The organism is Micromonospora zhanjiangensis (assembly GCF_042650605.1).
GTDB lineage: Bacteria > Actinomycetota > Actinomycetes > Mycobacteriales > Micromonosporaceae > Micromonospora_J > Micromonospora_J zhanjiangensis.
Window position 1 is genome coordinate 271,325 of record NZ_JBHSBN010000001.1, and the last position, 14,552, is coordinate 285,876.

The 14,552-nt window shown below is 73.1% G+C and carries 14 protein-coding genes and 1 pseudogene; 9 read left to right on the top strand and 6 right to left on the bottom strand.

Going from position 1 to position 14,552, the window contains the following annotated elements; all coding sequences use genetic code 11:
- Positions 1-9: 9 nt before the first annotated feature.
- Both ACFOX0_RS01260 and ACFOX0_RS01265 read right to left on the bottom strand, forming a co-directional pair.
- Entirely contained in the window at positions 10-861 is an 852-nt protein-coding gene (locus ACFOX0_RS01260; RefSeq protein WP_377541499.1) for a class I SAM-dependent methyltransferase, read from the bottom strand.
- Positions 861-1,625 (bottom strand): SDR family NAD(P)-dependent oxidoreductase, encoded by a 765-nt coding sequence (locus ACFOX0_RS01265; RefSeq protein ID WP_377541500.1) that lies wholly within the window; start codon positions 1,623-1,625, stop codon positions 861-863. The genes ACFOX0_RS01260 and ACFOX0_RS01265 overlap by 1 nt, the downstream gene beginning before the upstream one ends.
- A gap of 258 nt (positions 1,626-1,883) precedes the next feature.
- Here ACFOX0_RS01265 and mshA point away from each other — a divergent pair, with 258 nt between their 5' ends.
- The 3 genes from mshA (at position 1,884) to ACFOX0_RS01280 (ending at position 4,690) form a co-directional block, all read left to right on the top strand.
- Positions 1,884-3,242: a D-inositol-3-phosphate glycosyltransferase gene (mshA, locus tag ACFOX0_RS01270; protein ID WP_449288844.1), complete on the top strand. Its 1,359-nt coding sequence runs from the start codon at positions 1,884-1,886 to the stop codon at positions 3,240-3,242.
- A 60-nt stretch (positions 3,243-3,302) separates the two neighbouring features.
- Positions 3,303-3,842 (top strand): type III secretion system chaperone family protein, encoded by a 540-nt coding sequence (locus ACFOX0_RS01275; protein ID WP_377541502.1) that lies wholly within the window; start codon positions 3,303-3,305, stop codon positions 3,840-3,842.
- 68 nt (positions 3,843-3,910) lie between these two features.
- Positions 3,911-4,690 carry a hypothetical protein gene (locus tag ACFOX0_RS01280; protein ID WP_377541503.1) on the top strand — a complete coding sequence of 260 codons (780 nt, stop codon included), beginning with the start codon at positions 3,911-3,913 and terminating at the stop codon, positions 4,688-4,690.
- 440 nt (positions 4,691-5,130) lie between these two features.
- Here ACFOX0_RS01280 and ACFOX0_RS01285 read toward each other — a convergent pair whose 3' ends face one another.
- Positions 5,131-6,465 carry an MDR family MFS transporter gene (locus tag ACFOX0_RS01285; protein ID WP_377541504.1) on the bottom strand — a complete coding sequence of 445 codons (1,335 nt, stop codon included), beginning with the start codon at positions 6,463-6,465 and terminating at the stop codon, positions 5,131-5,133.
- A 151-nt stretch (positions 6,466-6,616) separates the two neighbouring features.
- Here ACFOX0_RS01285 and ACFOX0_RS01290 point away from each other — a divergent pair, with 151 nt between their 5' ends.
- On the top strand, positions 6,617-7,420 hold the full coding sequence (locus ACFOX0_RS01290; protein WP_377541505.1) for a phosphoglyceromutase: 804 nt from the start codon (positions 6,617-6,619) through the stop codon (positions 7,418-7,420).
- Positions 7,421-7,537: 117 nt separating this feature from the next.
- On the opposite strand, the gene phoU is transcribed toward ACFOX0_RS01290, so the two are convergent.
- Positions 7,538-8,182: a phosphate signaling complex protein PhoU gene (gene phoU / locus ACFOX0_RS01295; RefSeq protein ID WP_377541506.1), complete on the bottom strand. Its 645-nt coding sequence runs from the start codon at positions 8,180-8,182 to the stop codon at positions 7,538-7,540.
- 222 nt (positions 8,183-8,404) lie between these two features.
- Between phoU and ACFOX0_RS01300 the strand changes: the two genes are divergently transcribed.
- The 3 genes from ACFOX0_RS01300 to ACFOX0_RS01310 all read left to right on the top strand — a co-directional run bounded on the left by ACFOX0_RS01300 (position 8,405) and on the right by ACFOX0_RS01310 (position 11,061).
- Positions 8,405-9,724 carry a sensor histidine kinase gene (locus ACFOX0_RS01300; RefSeq protein ID WP_377541508.1) on the top strand — a complete coding sequence of 440 codons (1,320 nt, stop codon included), beginning with the start codon at positions 8,405-8,407 and terminating at the stop codon, positions 9,722-9,724.
- 25 nt (positions 9,725-9,749) lie between these two features.
- Complete coding sequence (locus ACFOX0_RS01305) at positions 9,750-10,433, top strand: response regulator (protein WP_377541509.1); 684 nt, start codon at positions 9,750-9,752, stop codon at positions 10,431-10,433.
- A gap of 136 nt (positions 10,434-10,569) precedes the next feature.
- Positions 10,570-11,061, top strand: coding sequence for a hypothetical protein (locus ACFOX0_RS01310; RefSeq protein WP_377541510.1), 492 nt, complete (start codon positions 10,570-10,572; stop codon positions 11,059-11,061).
- A 24-nt stretch (positions 11,062-11,085) separates the two neighbouring features.
- Here ACFOX0_RS01310 and ACFOX0_RS01315 read toward each other — a convergent pair whose 3' ends face one another.
- The gene (locus ACFOX0_RS01315) at positions 11,086-11,952 is read right to left on the bottom strand and encodes a hypothetical protein (protein ID WP_377541511.1); all 867 of its coding nucleotides are present in this window, start codon (positions 11,950-11,952) and stop codon (positions 11,086-11,088) included.
- Between the two features lie 79 nt (positions 11,953-12,031).
- Here ACFOX0_RS01315 and ACFOX0_RS01320 point away from each other — a divergent pair, with 79 nt between their 5' ends.
- Both ACFOX0_RS01320 and ACFOX0_RS01325 read left to right on the top strand, forming a co-directional pair.
- Positions 12,032-12,976: a Ppx/GppA phosphatase family protein gene (locus ACFOX0_RS01320; RefSeq protein WP_377541512.1), complete on the top strand. Its 945-nt coding sequence runs from the start codon at positions 12,032-12,034 to the stop codon at positions 12,974-12,976.
- A 75-nt stretch (positions 12,977-13,051) separates the two neighbouring features.
- Complete coding sequence (locus tag ACFOX0_RS01325) at positions 13,052-13,858, top strand: sugar phosphate isomerase/epimerase family protein (RefSeq protein WP_377541513.1); 807 nt, start codon at positions 13,052-13,054, stop codon at positions 13,856-13,858.
- 103 nt (positions 13,859-13,961) lie between these two features.
- Here ACFOX0_RS01325 and ACFOX0_RS01330 read toward each other — a convergent pair.
- Positions 13,962-14,537: pseudogene (locus ACFOX0_RS01330) on the bottom strand (CGNR zinc finger domain-containing protein); the annotation flags it as partial.
- Between the last annotated feature and the right edge of the window lie 15 nt (positions 14,538-14,552).

Consider the following 14,552-nt stretch of genomic DNA (forward strand, 5'->3'; position numbering starts at 1 on the left):
GGGTGGGCGTCAGGCCGGCGCGGGTGGGCCGTCCGCCACGGCGGACCACGGGACGGTGATCTCGCCGAGTCGCCACCGGGTCGGGTCGACCACCGGCCAGCCGGCCGCGCGGACCGCCCCGACGGCGCGGATCCAGCGCTGCCGCGGCCCGAACGTCGCGTACGGGGCGGCGTCCCGCCATCCGTCGTCCAACGCCCGGACCAGGGCGTGCACGCCGGTACCCGGCACGTTGTGGTGGATCAGGGCCTTGGGCAGTCGTTCGGCCAGGGCGGCCGGCCGGTCCAGTGTGGACAACCGGGCCGACAGGGTCAGCGTGCGCGGCCCGGTCCGGTCGATCAGCAGCCAGCCCGCCAGCCGGCCCACCTCGTCGCAGGTGCCCTCGACGAGCACCCCACCCGGGGCCAACCCGGCGGTCATCGTCCGCCAGGCGCCGGCGACCTCGGACTCGTCGTACTGGCGCAGCACGTTGAACGCGCGGACCAGCACCGGGCGCAGCCCGGCCAGCTCGAAGCCGCCCCGCCGGAAGGACAGGCCGGGCGGGTCGGCGACCGGCTGGGCGGCGGCCACCCGTACCGGATCGATCTCCAGGCCGACCACCCGGACGTCCGGACGGACCGCGGCGGCCAGCCGGCGGCGCAGCTCGACGGCGGTCACCGGGGTGGCGCCGTAGCCGAGGTCGACCACGAGCGGCTCGGCCGCGTCGCGTAGCAGCCCGGCGCACCGGTGGGCGATCCAGTTGTCCACCCGGCGCAGCCGGTTGGGATTGGTGGTGCCCCGGGTGACCTCACCCACCGGCCGCCGGCCGCCCGCCGAGGGTCCGGCGGGTCGGGCCGTGCCGTCCGCCGGCCGGTACGGGCCCATCAGCTCACCCGGTGCACCTTGTGCTGGGCGGCCTGGGCCAGCGGGCGGACCACCAGCCGGTCGATGTTGACGTGCTGCGGGCGGGTGGCGCACCAGGCGATGCAGTCCGCGACGTCCTCGGCGACCAGCGGCTCCGGTACGCCCGCGTACACGGCCGCGGCGCGTTCCGCGTCGCCGTCGAACCGGACCAGGCCGAACTCGTCGGTCTTCACCATGCCGGGGTCGATCTCCACCACCCGGATCGGCCGGCCGGACAACTCCAGTCGCAGCGTGCCGGTGAGCGCGGTCTGCGCGTGCTTCGCCGCGGTGTACCCGCCGCCGCCCTCGTAAACGGTGAACCCGGCGGTGGAACTGACCATGATCACCGTACCGGCGCCGGAGGCGTCCAGCGCCGGCAGCAGCGCCTTGGTCACCCGCAGGCTGCCGAGCACGTTCACGTCGTACATCCACTGCCAGTCGCCGATCGAGCCGTCCTCGACCGGGTCCAGGCCGCGCGCCCCGCCGGCGTTGTTGACCAGTACGGTCACCGGGCCGGGCAGCCCGGCCGCGGCGGCCGCCAGCTCGGCGACCGACGAGTCCGAGGTCACGTCGCAGGTCACGGCGGTTGCCGTGCCACCCGCGGCGGTGATGTCCTCGACCAGGCCGGTCAGCCGGTCGGTCCGCCGGGCGGCGGCCAGTACGTGGAAGCCCTCGGTGGCCAGCCGGCGCGCGGTGGCCGCGCCGATCCCGCTGGAGGCACCGGTGACGATGGCGACAGGCGTCATCCGGCCATTGTTCCGCAGCCTCCCGGAAGCCGCCGCCGCAGCCCCGGCGGAGGTGTGCCGCAGGTCCCGGCCGGGCGGTCCGGTGACCCGCGCCGACACCCGGTTCTCCGGCCTACGCGGTGAGGCCACCGTCACACCGGCGTCGGGTACGGAACGCATGCTCGTCATCCGATCGGGAAGATGACGTGTTGCTCCGAGGTTTGTCCAAGGGGCACCCCGTCGTGCCGGCGGCAGCAAACCGTGACAAAAGGAGCGGATGTGGCGGAAATGCACACCGGGGTCGCCCGACAGCGGGGTACCCAGCCATGGCCCGCCCCCCGGCGGATCGCGACGTTGTCGGTGCACACCTCGCCGCTGCACCAGCCCGGCACCGGCGACGCCGGTGGGATGAACGTCTACATCGTCGAGGTGGCCCGCCGGCTCGCGGACGCCGGCGTCGAGGTGGAGATCTTCACCCGGGCCACCGCCAGCGACCTGCCGCCGGTGGTGGAGATGGCGCCGGGAGTCCTGGTCCGGCACATCACCTCCGGACCGTTCGAGGGGCTGTCGAAGGAGGAACTGCCCGCCCAGCTGTGCGCCTTCACCACCGGCGTGCTGCGGGCCGAGGCCGCCCGGCCGCCCGGCTACTACGACCTGATCCACTCGCACTACTGGCTCTCCGGCCAGGTCGGCTGGCTGGCCAAGGAGCGCTGGGGGGTGCCGCTGGTGCACACCGCGCACACCCTGGCGAAGGTGAAGAACGCCCGACTCGCCGCCGGGGACCGGCCCGAGCCCAAGGCCCGGGTGATCGGCGAGGAGCAGGTGATCGCCGAGGCCACCCGGCTGGTCGCCAACACCCGTGCCGAGGCCCGGGACCTGGTCGGCAGCTACGACGCGGACCCGGACCGGGTGAGCGTGGTCGAACCCGGGGTGGACCTGGAGCGGTTCCGGCCGCAACCGGGCGGCACGGTCGCGGCCCGGCGCCGGCTCGGCCTGCCCGAGACCGGGTACGTGGTCGCGTTCGCCGGTCGGATCCAGCCGCTCAAGGCCCCGGACGTGCTCCTGCGCGCCGTCGCCGAGCTGCGTCGACGCGATCCGGCGACCGCCGACCAGCTGACCGTGGTGATCGCCGGCGGCCCCAGCGGGAGCGGCCTGGACCGCCCGACCGGGCTGATCGAACTGGCCGCGTCGCTGGGCGTCACCGACCGGGTACGGTTCCTGCCGCCGCAGACCGGCGACGACCTGCCGGCGCTGTACCGGGCGGCCGACCTGGTCGCCGTGCCGTCGTACAACGAGTCGTTCGGCCTGGTCGCCCTGGAGGCGCAGGCCTGCGGTACGCCGGTGGTCGCCGCCGCGGTCGGCGGCCTGGTCACCGCCGTGCGGGACGGGGTCAGCGGGCTGCTGGTGCCCGGCCACGACCCGACCGACTGGGCCCGGCGGCTCGGTGACCTGCTGCGTGCGCCGGCCCGGCGGGCGCAGCTGAGCCGGGGTGCCGTCCGGCACGCCAGCAACTTCTCCTGGGCGCGCACGGCGGCGGCGCTGCTGGACGTCTACCGTGGGGCGGTGGCGGACCACCGCCACCGGCTGGCGTCGGCGCTGACCGGGGAGGCCGCCACGCTGCGGGCCTGCGCTCACTGAGCGCAGACCGTCGGTCCACGGTGGACGGCGCGGGCGGCATCGAGTGGAGGTACGGGCGGCGTGACAGCGGAGCAACGTTCGACGCGCGGCGAGGTCGCGGCCCTGATCGAGGCGGTGTGCGCCGAGCGGGAGTTGCCCTGCGAGTCCACCGGTGAGTTCTCCTACGCGGTGACCCTGCCCGGGACGCACAAGCTCAAGACGATCTGCAACCTGATCGTCGGGGAGCACGCGCTGCGGGTCGAGGCGTTCGTCATGCGTCAGCCGGACGAGCGCCGCGAGGAACTGTGGTCCTGGTTGCTGCAGCGCAACGCGCGGATGTACGGCGTGGCCTTCTCCATCGACGCGACCGGCGACATCTATCTCACCGGTCGGGTCGGCCTGTCCGGTGTGTCCGAGGACGAGTTGGACCGGCTGCTCGGCTCGGTGCTCAGCTACGCGGACGAGTCGTTCGACACGATGCTGGAGATCGGATTCGGCGGCGCCATCCGGCGTGAGTGGGAATGGCGGGTCAAGCGCGGCGAGTCGCTGGCCAACCTGCAGGCGTTCGCCCACCTCTTCGAGCCCACGACATCCCCTCCGGCGGGTTCAGACCGGTCCTGACGGGTATCCGCGCCGTGCGGCGCGGAGGGCGTCGCGTGGGCCAGGACACACTGTCGAGGGGGCGTTCCATGGCGCAGCGAAGCAGTTCGGGTCGCGGCGGGACCGCGACCGCCGCCCGGAACCGGACGAGTTCGACCATCGGGCCCGAACAGATCGGTCGGCTCCGGGTGGACGAGATCCGTAGTCGGCTGAAGAAACGCGGCGTACCGGGCATCTGGTCGCTGCGCAAGGATCAACTCGTCAAGGCGTTGATGCGGGTGATGAGCGCCGACAAGCGGGGCAGCGCCGGACCGGGCAAGAAGAGCACCCGCCCGGCGCGCAAGAGCGCGGCGACCGCCCGTACGTCCACCGGCACGGCCTCGGCCCGGCGCGGCACGGTGTCGGCCCGGAAGCCACCCTCGTCCTCGACGAGCGCGAAGAAGGCGCAGCCGTCGTCGGCGCCCGGGAAGACCGCGCCGTCGTCGGCCGGGCGCACCGGGATCCGCACCGGGAAGAACATGTCCCGCTCCCTGCGGTACGCCCAGCAGATCGGCTCGCCGAGCGAGCAGCCGGAACGGCCGGGGCGCAGCCTGGTCACCACGAACCACGAGGTGATCAAGCGGTGGGCCCGGGCCCGGCAGGCCAAGCCGGCCACCATCGAGGGGACCATGCGGGCGGGCCGGCCCGGCGTGCTGACCTTCGACTTCCCGGGCTGGCGGACCGGGGGCAAGCTGAAGCAGGTCACCTGGGAGGACTGGCTGCGTACCTTCGACAGTCGCCGGGTCAACTTCATCTACCAGGAGCAGAAGTCGGATGGGCGACAGAGCAATTTCTTCCGTACCGAGTCACCCGACCGGGAGTCCGCCTGAAGAGCGGCGGAATGATTCCGGGTGCTAACCGGTTGACCCACAGATACGACGCCGGAAGTCGATGTGACCCGCGAGACATGAGAACCGGGTTGTGTGGGTATTCCGACGACAACTACCGTTGTCCCACGCGCCACGCCCATATCGGCTTGGGGAAGCCGTGAATCACACAGATTCATTTCATGGGTCGCGGCGCTCGAAAGCGGGTGGCATTGCCGTTGGGGGACGGCGCCACCTGAGACCGGCGGGTGCGAGCGGGCGACGCTTACGGGGGTGAGTGTCGCCCGCCCCCGCCGGGCGCTTTCCGGTACGGCCAGGGCCGGCCCGCGGCAGACCGCGTCGGCCGGCCCTCGCCGTACCGGGTGGGCCCCCGCCGGGTCGGCCGGCCGGCGGTTACGAGGCGGGGCAGCCCTCGCCGTACCCGGCCCGGGTGGCCGGCGTGGTCACGACGTGGAACGGGCGGCGGCCAGGGCCGGGGGTGACGCGGTCGTGGCGGTCTCGGCCGGTTTGGGCATCGCGGTGGCCGGCAACGGCTCGGCCGGTGCGACGGCCGGGCGCAGCGCCGCGGCCTGCCGTTCCCGGGCCGGACCGGAGATCAGGTGGACCAGGGCGACCAGGCCGCCCACCGCGCCGCAGCCGAGCCAGAGCGCGGTGTTGCCGGCCTGCTGACGGACCAGGCCACCCAGCACCGGGCCGGCGGCCGCGGCGACCTGCCAGGACAGCGAGAACATTCCCTGGTAGCGACCGCGGTACGCGACCGGGGACAACTCGCCGAGCAGGGTGGCGTTGGACGGTGAGTTGAGCATCTCGCCGACGGTCCAGATCAGCACGGTCAGCGCGTAGAGCCAGGCGGTGCCGGCGAACGCGGTGAGCGCGAAGCCGACGCCCATCACCGCCGCCGCCAGCGCCAGCACGTGCGACCGGCTGCGGTCCCGGATCAGCCGGGGGACGAACAACTGGCCGACCACGATCAGCACCCCGTTCAGCGCGATCACCGTGCCGTAGCTGCTCGGGCTCAGCCCGTCCTGCGCCATCGCGATCGGCAGCATCGAGGCGTGTTGCAGGAAGACCAGCGCCGAGAACAGGTTGAGCACGACGAAGCCGAGGAACACCCGGTCGGTCAGCACCACCCGCAGGCCGCCGCGACCGGGCAGCCCGACGGCCGGACCGGCCGCTCGCACCGGCCGCTCGGAGCGGGTCTCCGGCACCTTCAGGAAGATCACGAGGGCGGTGACCAGCGTGGTGGCCGCGTCGATCACGAACAGCAGCAGGTAGTTGGTCTGGGCGGCGAACCCGGCGAGCACCGACGCGCAGGCGAAGCCCAGGTTCAGCGCCCAGTAGTTGAGGGAGAACGCCTTCAGCCGATCCCGTTCCGGCACGACGTCGACCATCATCGCGCCGAACGCCGGCCGGGCGCCCTCGGCGAAGGCGCCGAGCAGCAACGCGGTGCCGGCGACCGGCCACAGGTCGTGGACGAACCCCAGGGTGAGCATCATGCCGGCCGCGCCGAGCTGCGCGGTCAGCAACGTGGGCTTGCGTCCCCACCGATCGGCGAGCGTGCCACCCAGCATGGTGCCGACCGCTCCGCCGACGCCCCACATGCCCAGCACCAGGCCGGCCTCCAGGGCGGTGAAGCCCCGGGCGGTGGTGAGGTAGATGGCCAGGAAGATCAGGACGAACGAGCCGAGCTTGTTGATCAGGGTGCCGGTCCACAGGTACCAGAAGGTCCGGGGCAGGCCGCCCGTGGTGTCCCGGAACCATCCGCGCATCGTCCGCACCCCCGTACGTCTTCGCTATGTAATGACCAAATCCGCAGATCCGCCTTACAACCTAGTTGTCGGGCCGGCCGCCGGTCAGCCCGTTTTCCACGTGGTGGTCGTCACCCCGGACCGGTGGGTGCCGGCGCACCGGGTCGGGCAGGATGCAGCTATGACTGCGAGCGCGAATGGTGCGTCGGCGGGCGGCCAGGTGGCGGCCGAGGGGGCCTCGGTCGGCACGGTGGTCCTGCTCCGGCACGGCGAGAGCGACTGGAACGCCAAGAACCTCTTCACCGGCTGGGTCGACGTCGACCTGACCGCCAAGGGCGAGGCCGAGGCCCGGCGCGGCGGCGAGCTGCTGCGCGAGCACGGCCTGCTGCCCGACGTGGTGCACACCAGCGTGCTGCGCCGGGCGATCCGCACGTCCGAGCTGGCGCTGCACACCGCGGACCGGCACTGGATCGCGGTCCGCCGGTCGTGGCGGCTCAACGAGCGGCACTACGGCGCGCTCCAGGGCAAGGACAAGAAGCAGACCCTCCAGGAGTACGGCGAGGAGCAGTTCATGCTCTGGCGCCGGTCGTACGACACCCCGCCGCCACCGATCGACGACAACGACGAGTGGTCCCAGGCCGGCGACCCGCGGTACGCGTTGCTGCCGCCGGAGCTGATGCCGCGGACCGAGTGCCTCAAGGACGTCGTCGAGCGGATGCTGCCGTACTGGTACGACTCGATCGTGCCGGACGTGCTGGCCGGCCGGACCGTGCTGGTCGCCGCGCACGGCAATTCGCTGCGGGCCCTGGTCAAGCACCTGGACGGCATCTCCGACGAGGCGATCGCCAAGCTGAACATCCCGACCGGCATCCCGCTGCGCTACGACCTCGACGCGTCACTGCGTCCGCTGGTCTCCGGCGGCGCCTACCTGGACCCGGAGGCGGCCAAGGAGGCCACCGCCGCCGTCGCCAACCAGGGCCGCTGACCCGTCCGCCGGCCGTCGACTCCGCCGTCCGGGCGGGGCCGGCGGCCGGCGTGGTCGCGCCCGGTCAGGCCGGAGCCCCGCTCGCGGACGAGCGGGGCGCACTGGGCCGCCGGGCGGTCAGGCCGTGGGCTCGCCGGTGATCAGGTAGACGACCCGCTGGCCGGCGTTCACCGCGTGGTCGGCGAACCGCTCGTAGAACCGGCCCAGCAGGGTCGCGTCGATCGCCGTCTCCACCCCGTACGGCCAGTCGTCGCTGAGCAGCACGGCGAACAGGCTGCGGTGCAGGTCGTCCATTGCGTCGTCGTCCCGGTCCAGCTCGGCGGCCCGGTCGGCGTCCGGCTTGGACAGCACGGTGCCGATCTTCTCGGCCATCCGGTCGGCCACCCCGGCCATCTCGGTGAAGACCTTGCGCAGCTCGGCCGGTACCGCCGGCGACGGGTGCCGGCGCAACGCGGTCTTCGCCACGTGGTCGGCCAGGTCGCCCATCCGTTCCAGGTCGGCGGCGACGTGCAGTGCGGTGATCACCGCCCGCAGGTCCGAGGCGACCGGGGCCTGCCGGGCCAGCAGGTCGCACACCCGTTCCTCGACCTGCCGGTAGATGCTGTCCACCTCGGCGTCCTGGGCGATCACCGTCTCGGCGGCCTTCCGGTCGGCGGTGAGCAGCGCCCTGGTGGCCTGGCGCATCGCGGCCCGTACGGCCTCGGCCATGTCCACCAGTAGCTGGCTGACGATGTGCAGATCGGCCCGGAACTCGTCGCGCATGGATCACGTCCTGTGGTCGGGGTGGCCACCGGTACCCGGTCGGGGCCGCGACGGTGGCCGGAAGGGGATGCCGGCTGTGCGGCCAACCGTAGGTGGGTCGGGCTGCGGCGAGGTGAACGCCGGTGAACGACAACAGACCGGAGGGTGAACTTCTGCCAATCTGGCAGTGTTATGCCCTACTTTGCGAAGTTTCCAGGTTAACAATGACCCTACGATCGCCAGGTGGACTGGGAGGTCGTCGTCGCGGGAGTGACGGGTGGCGCGCTGGCCGGACTGGCCGTCGCGCTCCTCATCCTGTGGCGTACGGGAGCCCGGCACGGCACACCGGCCGGCCGAGTGGGCTGGCGGGGTGTTCCCGGTACAGGGAGGTCGGCGATCGTCCAGGAAGAGCAGGACCGGCTCGCCGAGCTGGGCCGCAAGAGTCTCGACTCGCTCCGGGCCGGGGTCGTGGTGCTCGACGGGGGCGACGTCCCGGTGCTGGTCAACCCGGCCGCCCGGGCGATGGGCCTGCTGCGCGCCGGTGCCGAACCGGGCACCGTCACGGCACACCCGATCCTGCGAACGGTGGCCGGGCAGGTACGCCGCACCGGGGTCCGCCGGGAGGTCGAGCTGGACGTGCCGCGGGGGCGACCCGGCGGGACCCAGGAACCCCTCGGCGTACACCTGCGGGCGATGGCCCTCGGCGGCGGGTACGTCGCGGTCGAGGCCGTCGACGTGACCGAGTCGCACCGGGTGGCCCGGGTCCGGCGGGACTTCGTGGCCAACGTGAGCCACGAGCTGAAGACCCCGATCGGTGCGCTGCAACTGCTGGCCGAGGCGCTGCTGGACGCGACCGCGCCGGCCGGCGCCGACGGCAGGGCGGACCCGGCCGGCGCCGGTCGCAGGGTCGGCATGGCCGACGACGTGGCCGCCGCGCGTCGGTTCGCCGAACGCATCCAGCACGAGTCGACCCGGCTCGGCCGGCTGGTCAACGAGCTGCTCGAACTCACCCGGTTGCAGGGCGCCGAGCCGCTGCCGGAACCCGCGCCGGTCGCGGTGGACTGGGTGCTGGCCGAGGTGATCGACCGGACCCGTACCGGGGCCGCCGCCCGCCGGATCGAGGTCGCCGCCGAGGGCCGGCGCGGCCTGACCGTGTACGGCAGCGACAGCCAGCTCGCCACCGCGGTCACCAACCTGGTGGAGAACGCCATCACGTACTCCGCGGCGGGGACCGAGGTCGTCGTCCGTACCGAGGCGGACGAGGAACACGTCGAGATCTCGGTGACCGACCAGGGCATCGGCATCGCGCCGGACGACGTGGAGCGGATCTTCGAGCGATTCTACCGGGCGGACCACGCCCGGTCCCGGTCCACCGGCGGCACCGGGCTCGGCCTGGCGATCGTGAAGCACATCGCCACCAACCATGGCGGTCGGGTGCAGGTGTCGAGCACGCTTGGTGGCGGGTCGACGTTCACCCTGCGGTTGCCGGCCCGCCCACCGGACGCCTTCCTGCCGACAGTCCTGTCGGATGAGATCGAGACCGGTCCGGCCGCGCTCCGTTAGGCCGGACAGAGGAAAGGAACTACCGTTGGCCCGCGTTCTCGTGGTCGAGGATGAGGAGTCGTTCTCCGACGCCCTCTCCTACATGCTGCGCAAGGAAGGTTTCGAGGTCTCCGTCGCGCCGACCGGCACCGCCGCGCTGACCGAGTTCGACCGGACCGGCGCGGACATCGTGCTGCTCGACCTGATGCTGCCGGAGATGTCCGGAACCGAGGTGTGCCGGCAGCTGCGCCAGCGCTCACACGTGCCGATCATCATGGTCACCGCCCGGGACAGCGAGATCGACAAGGTGGTCGGGCTGGAGATCGGCGCCGACGACTACGTCACCAAGCCGTACTCGCCGCGGGAACTGGTCGCCCGGATCCGGGCCGTGCTGCGCCGACAGACCGCCGAGGTGGTGGACGAGTCGGCGGCCACGTTGACCGCCGGACCGGTCCGGATGGACGTCGAGCGGCACGTGGTCACCGTCGGCGGGAACGCGGTGCAGCTACCGCTGAAGGAGTTCGAACTGCTCGAACTGCTGCTGCGCAACGCCGGTCGGGTGCTCACCCGGGGACAGTTGATCGACCGGGTGTGGGGGGCCGACTACGTCGGTGACACCAAGACCCTCGACGTACACGTGAAGCGGCTGCGCTCCAAGGTCGAACCGGAACCGTCCGCGCCGCGGTTCATCGTCACCGTCCGCGGGCTGGGCTACAAGTTCGAGCCGTGACCGGGCCGGGGCGGTGCGGTCACCGCCCGCGGCGCGGCCGGCCGGCACCCGCGGCCCGGGCCCGCCCTTCGGCGGGCCGCGCGTCCGGGAGGCGGTTGTTAGGCTTGCCGGTTCATCGACCGGAACGGGGAGAACCGTGTCACGTAGTCGTACCGGCGCCGCCACGCTCACCCTGGCCGTGCTGACCGCGCTGGTCGGGGGCTGCGGATCGGCGGACGAGAGCGGAAAGCCGACGACCACCGACCCGTCGTCCAGCGCGTCCGCGACGCCCGGCGCCGATGCGCAGGCGTCGCCCCGGGCCGCCGCGGACAACACCGACGACGTCTGTACGGCCGCGGCCGTGGCCATCGCCGAGGGCAGCAAGAAGATCGTCAAGCAGGCGACCGACTCGATCGGCAAGGAGACCGGCGAGGCCACCCGGAACAAGCAGATGCAGGCCACCTTCGCGGCCGTCGCCGACGACATCCGTGCACAGGCGGGAAAGGCGACCGACCCGGGGATCGGGGAGATCCTGCGGAAGGCGGCGACGGACGTCGACAAGGGCGCCAAGGCGGCCGACCCGGTGACGTTCCTCGGCACCGACTTCGTCCGGGTGCCCAAGGACCTCCAGCAGACCTGCCACTCCTGACCGATCCGCCGGCGGCCCGGCCGGTCAGGCGCGCGGTGGGGTGGCCGGTTCGCGGCCGCCGCTCTTCCTGCCGCGAGCGGGCTTCTCCGGAGTGGCCGGGTGCGGGGCGACCATGCCCTTGCTGCCCCGGGCCGCGCACAGCTCGGCCAGCTTCCGGTACGCCGCCTTGCCGATCAACGCCGTCAGCTCCGGCTCGTACGACACGTACATCGGTTCCCGGCCGACGTGCGCCTCCGGCGAGGAGGTGCACCACCAGTGCAGGTCGTGTCCACCCGCGCCCCAGCCGCGCCGGTCGAACTCGGACAGCGTCGAGACCAGCACCTTGCTGTCGTCCGGCCGCTTGGACCACTCCTGGTCCCGGCGGACCGGCAACTGCCAGCAGACGTCCGGTTTGTACTCCAGGGGATGCGCACCGTCGCGCAGCGCCTGGGCGTGCAGCGCGCAACCACCGCCGCCCGGGAAGTCGGCGTCGTTCAGGAAGACGCACGGCCCGTCGGCCGAGCGGGTGGCCGTACGCCGGGCCGGGGTCTTGCCGTCGACGGTGTCCATCTCGGTGTAGTTGCGGAAGCCGCGCCGGTGCCGCTGCCAGGTCTGCGGGGTGAGCTTCCGGGCCGCGGCGCGGACCCGCTTCTCGTCGTCGGCGTCGGTGAAGAAGGCGCCGTGCGAGCAGCACCCGTCCTCGGCCCGGCCGGCGACGATGCCGTGGCAGCCCTGGCCGAAGACGCACGTCCAGCGGGACATCAACCAGGTCAGGTCGGCCCGGATCAGATGCTCGGGATCGGCCGGGTCGACGAACTCCAGCCACTCCCGGGGAAAGTCGAGCGGAACCTCGCGGCTGCGGGGTTCGTCCGGGTCGTCGACGAGTCCGGAAAGTTCGGTGCGGCCTGCCATTACGCCAGCGTACGCCCGGTAAGTGCGGAACACCGGCCAGGCACGCACGCGCGGCGCGCGACCGCTTAGGGTCGGTGCCATGCGGCTGGGTGTGCTCGACGTCGGTTCCAACACCGTCCACCTGCTCGTGGTGGACGCCCACCACGGCGCGCATCCGTGGCCGGCGCACTCGGAGAAATCGGTGCTGCGGCTGGCCGAACAGATCGGCCCGGACGGCGAGCTGACCCGGGCCGGGGAGGACGCCCTGGTCGCCGCCGTGGCCGAGGCCCGCGCCGCGGCCGACCGGGCCGGCGTCGACGACCTGCTCACCTTCGCCACCTCGGCGGTCCGGGACGCCACCAACGCGCCGCAGGTGTTGGCCCGGGTACGCGCGCAGACGGGGGTGCGGCTGCGGGTGCTCTCCGGCGCCGACGAGGCCCGGATGACCTTCCTCGCCGTCCGCCGGTGGTTCGGCTGGTCGGCCGGTCGGCTGCTGGTGCTGGACATCGGCGGCGGCTCGCTGGAGGTGGCCGCCGGCATCGACGAGCAGCCGGACGTCGCGCTCTCCGTCCCGCTGGGCGCCGGCCGGCTGTCCCGGGAACGGCTCCAGGTGGGCGAAGACACCGCGACGCCGCCGGCCGCCGAGCGGATCGAGAAACTCCGGGAGTACGTCGAGCAGACCCTCGACCCGGTACTGGAGAAGATGGGCCGGGCCGACTGGGAACGGCCGGTGGCCACCTCGAAGACGTTCCGGATGCTGGCCCGGCTGGCCGGCGCGGCGCCGTCCGGGGCCGGCCTGTGGACCCGGCGGACGCTGACCCACACCGGGCTGCGGCAGGTGATCGGCTTCATCCGGCACATCCCACCGAGCCAACTGTCCGAACTGGAAGGGGTCGGCAGCAGCCGGGCCCACCAGTTGCTGGCCGGTGCGGTGGTGGCGGAGGCCGCCATGCGCCGGCTGGGCGTCGAATCGCTGGACATCTGTCCCTGGGCGCTGCGCGAGGGCGTCATCCTGCGCCGGCTGGATCAACTCGAACCGACGTGATCTGCGCTGCGCCGACGGTCGTTTTGGGGCGGCTCGTCCCGGTGGCCGTCGCCGGGGAGGGCTACCCTGGGGTTCGTGAGTTCCCGTGTCCCCGTACTGCTGTCCAGCTCCTCGGTCTTCCCGGAGCCCACGGCGGCGGCCTTCGAGATGGCCGCCGCGCTGGGCTACGACGGCGTCGAGGTAATGGTCTGGACGGACGCGGTCAGCCAGGACGCCGGGGCGCTGCGGGGCCTTTCCGCCCACTACGGCGTACCGGTGCTGTCGGTGCACGCGCCGTGCCTGCTGGTCACCCAGCGGGTGTGGAGCCCGGACCCGTGGCAGCGGCTGCGCAAGGCCGCCGAGCTGGCCGAGACCCTCGAGGCCCCCACCGTCGTGGTGCACCCGCCGTTCACCTGGCAGCGGGACTACGCCCGGTCGTTCGTCGACGGGCTCGGCACGCTGGCCGGGCAGTTCGGCGGGCTGCGGGTCGCCGTGGAGAACATGTACCCGGTGAAGATGGCCGGCCGGCGGTTCGTGCCGTACCTGCCCGGCTGGGACCCGACCGCGACCGGCTACGACGCGTACACGCTCGACCTGTCGCACTGCGCCGCGGCGCACACCGACTCGGTCGAGATGGCCGACCGGATGGGCGCCGGACTGGCCCACGTCCACCTCGGCGACGGCACCGGCGAGGGCCGCGACGAGCACCTGGTGCCGGGCCGCGGCAACCAGCCGTGCGGCGAGCTGCTCGCCTCGCTGGCCGGTCGCGGCTTCACCGGCGCGGTCGCGGTCGAGGTGGCCACCCGGGGCGCCAAGAGCCGGCCCGACCGCGAGGCCGACCTGCGGGCGTCCCTGGAGTTCGCCCGCCAGCACCTGACCGCGTCCAGCCCGGTGGACGTCTGACCGGTCAGCTCACCCGGGTCAGCGCCCCGCCGGCCCGTCCGGTCGGCGTGTCGGCCCGCCCGGCGGGTACCGCGGCAGGTGTCACCGTCCGCCCGGCGGCCGGGGCCGTCTCCGGTTCGGCCGGCGCGGGCTGCCCGGGTGCGCCGGTCCGCTCGCCACCGGCGGCCCGCTTGCGGGCCCGGTGGGCGGCCACGTGCGACCGGGTGGCGCAGCGTTCCGAGCAGAACCGCCGGCAGCAGTTCGAGGACGTGTCCAGGTAGACGTTGCGGCACCGGTCGTCGGCGCAGACGCCGAACCGGGCGCTGCCGTACTCGCACAGCCACACCGACAGACCCCAGGCGGCGCCCGCCAGGTATTCGGCGCTGACCGAGGCGCCCCGGCTGGTCACGTGCATGTGCCAGTCGCTGGAGTCGTGTCCGGAGATGCGCGGCTGGACCGGGAAGGCCTCCAGCAGCGCGTTCAGTTCGGCGACGGCGTCGGCGTCCCGGCCGGCGGTGCCGTACTCGAAGACGTCCCGTAGGCGCTTGCGCGCCCGCCGGAAGATTGCCACGTCCCGTTCGGTGACCTCGTCCCGCATCCAGGCGTTCTCCGCCGGGAAGATGGCACGCAGGTCGTCGAGGTCGTCCAGCCGCGCGTTGACAAGGTCAACCCCGGTCCGGGCGTACGCGTCGAAGTCCACCCGACAACCGTAGAC

Bases quoted from the DNA above. Each gene is read 5' to 3' on its own strand.
- ACFOX0_RS01260 (WP_377541499.1), bottom strand. From the start codon at position 861: ATGGGCCCGTACCGGCCGGCGGACGGCACGGCCCGACCCGCCGGACCC.
- ACFOX0_RS01265 (WP_377541500.1), bottom strand. From the start codon at position 1,625: ATGACGCCTGTCGCCATCGTCACCGGTGCCTCCAGCGGGATCGGCGCG.
- ACFOX0_RS01280 (WP_377541503.1), top strand. From the start codon at position 3,911: ATGGCGCAGCGAAGCAGTTCGGGTCGCGGCGGGACCGCGACCGCCGCC.
- ACFOX0_RS01290 (WP_377541505.1), top strand. From the start codon at position 6,617: ATGACTGCGAGCGCGAATGGTGCGTCGGCGGGCGGCCAGGTGGCGGCC.
- phoU (WP_377541506.1), bottom strand. From the start codon at position 8,182: ATGCGCGACGAGTTCCGGGCCGATCTGCACATCGTCAGCCAGCTACTG.
- ACFOX0_RS01315 (WP_377541511.1), bottom strand. From the start codon at position 11,952: ATGGCAGGCCGCACCGAACTTTCCGGACTCGTCGACGACCCGGACGAA.
- ACFOX0_RS01320 (WP_377541512.1), top strand. From the start codon at position 12,032: ATGCGGCTGGGTGTGCTCGACGTCGGTTCCAACACCGTCCACCTGCTC.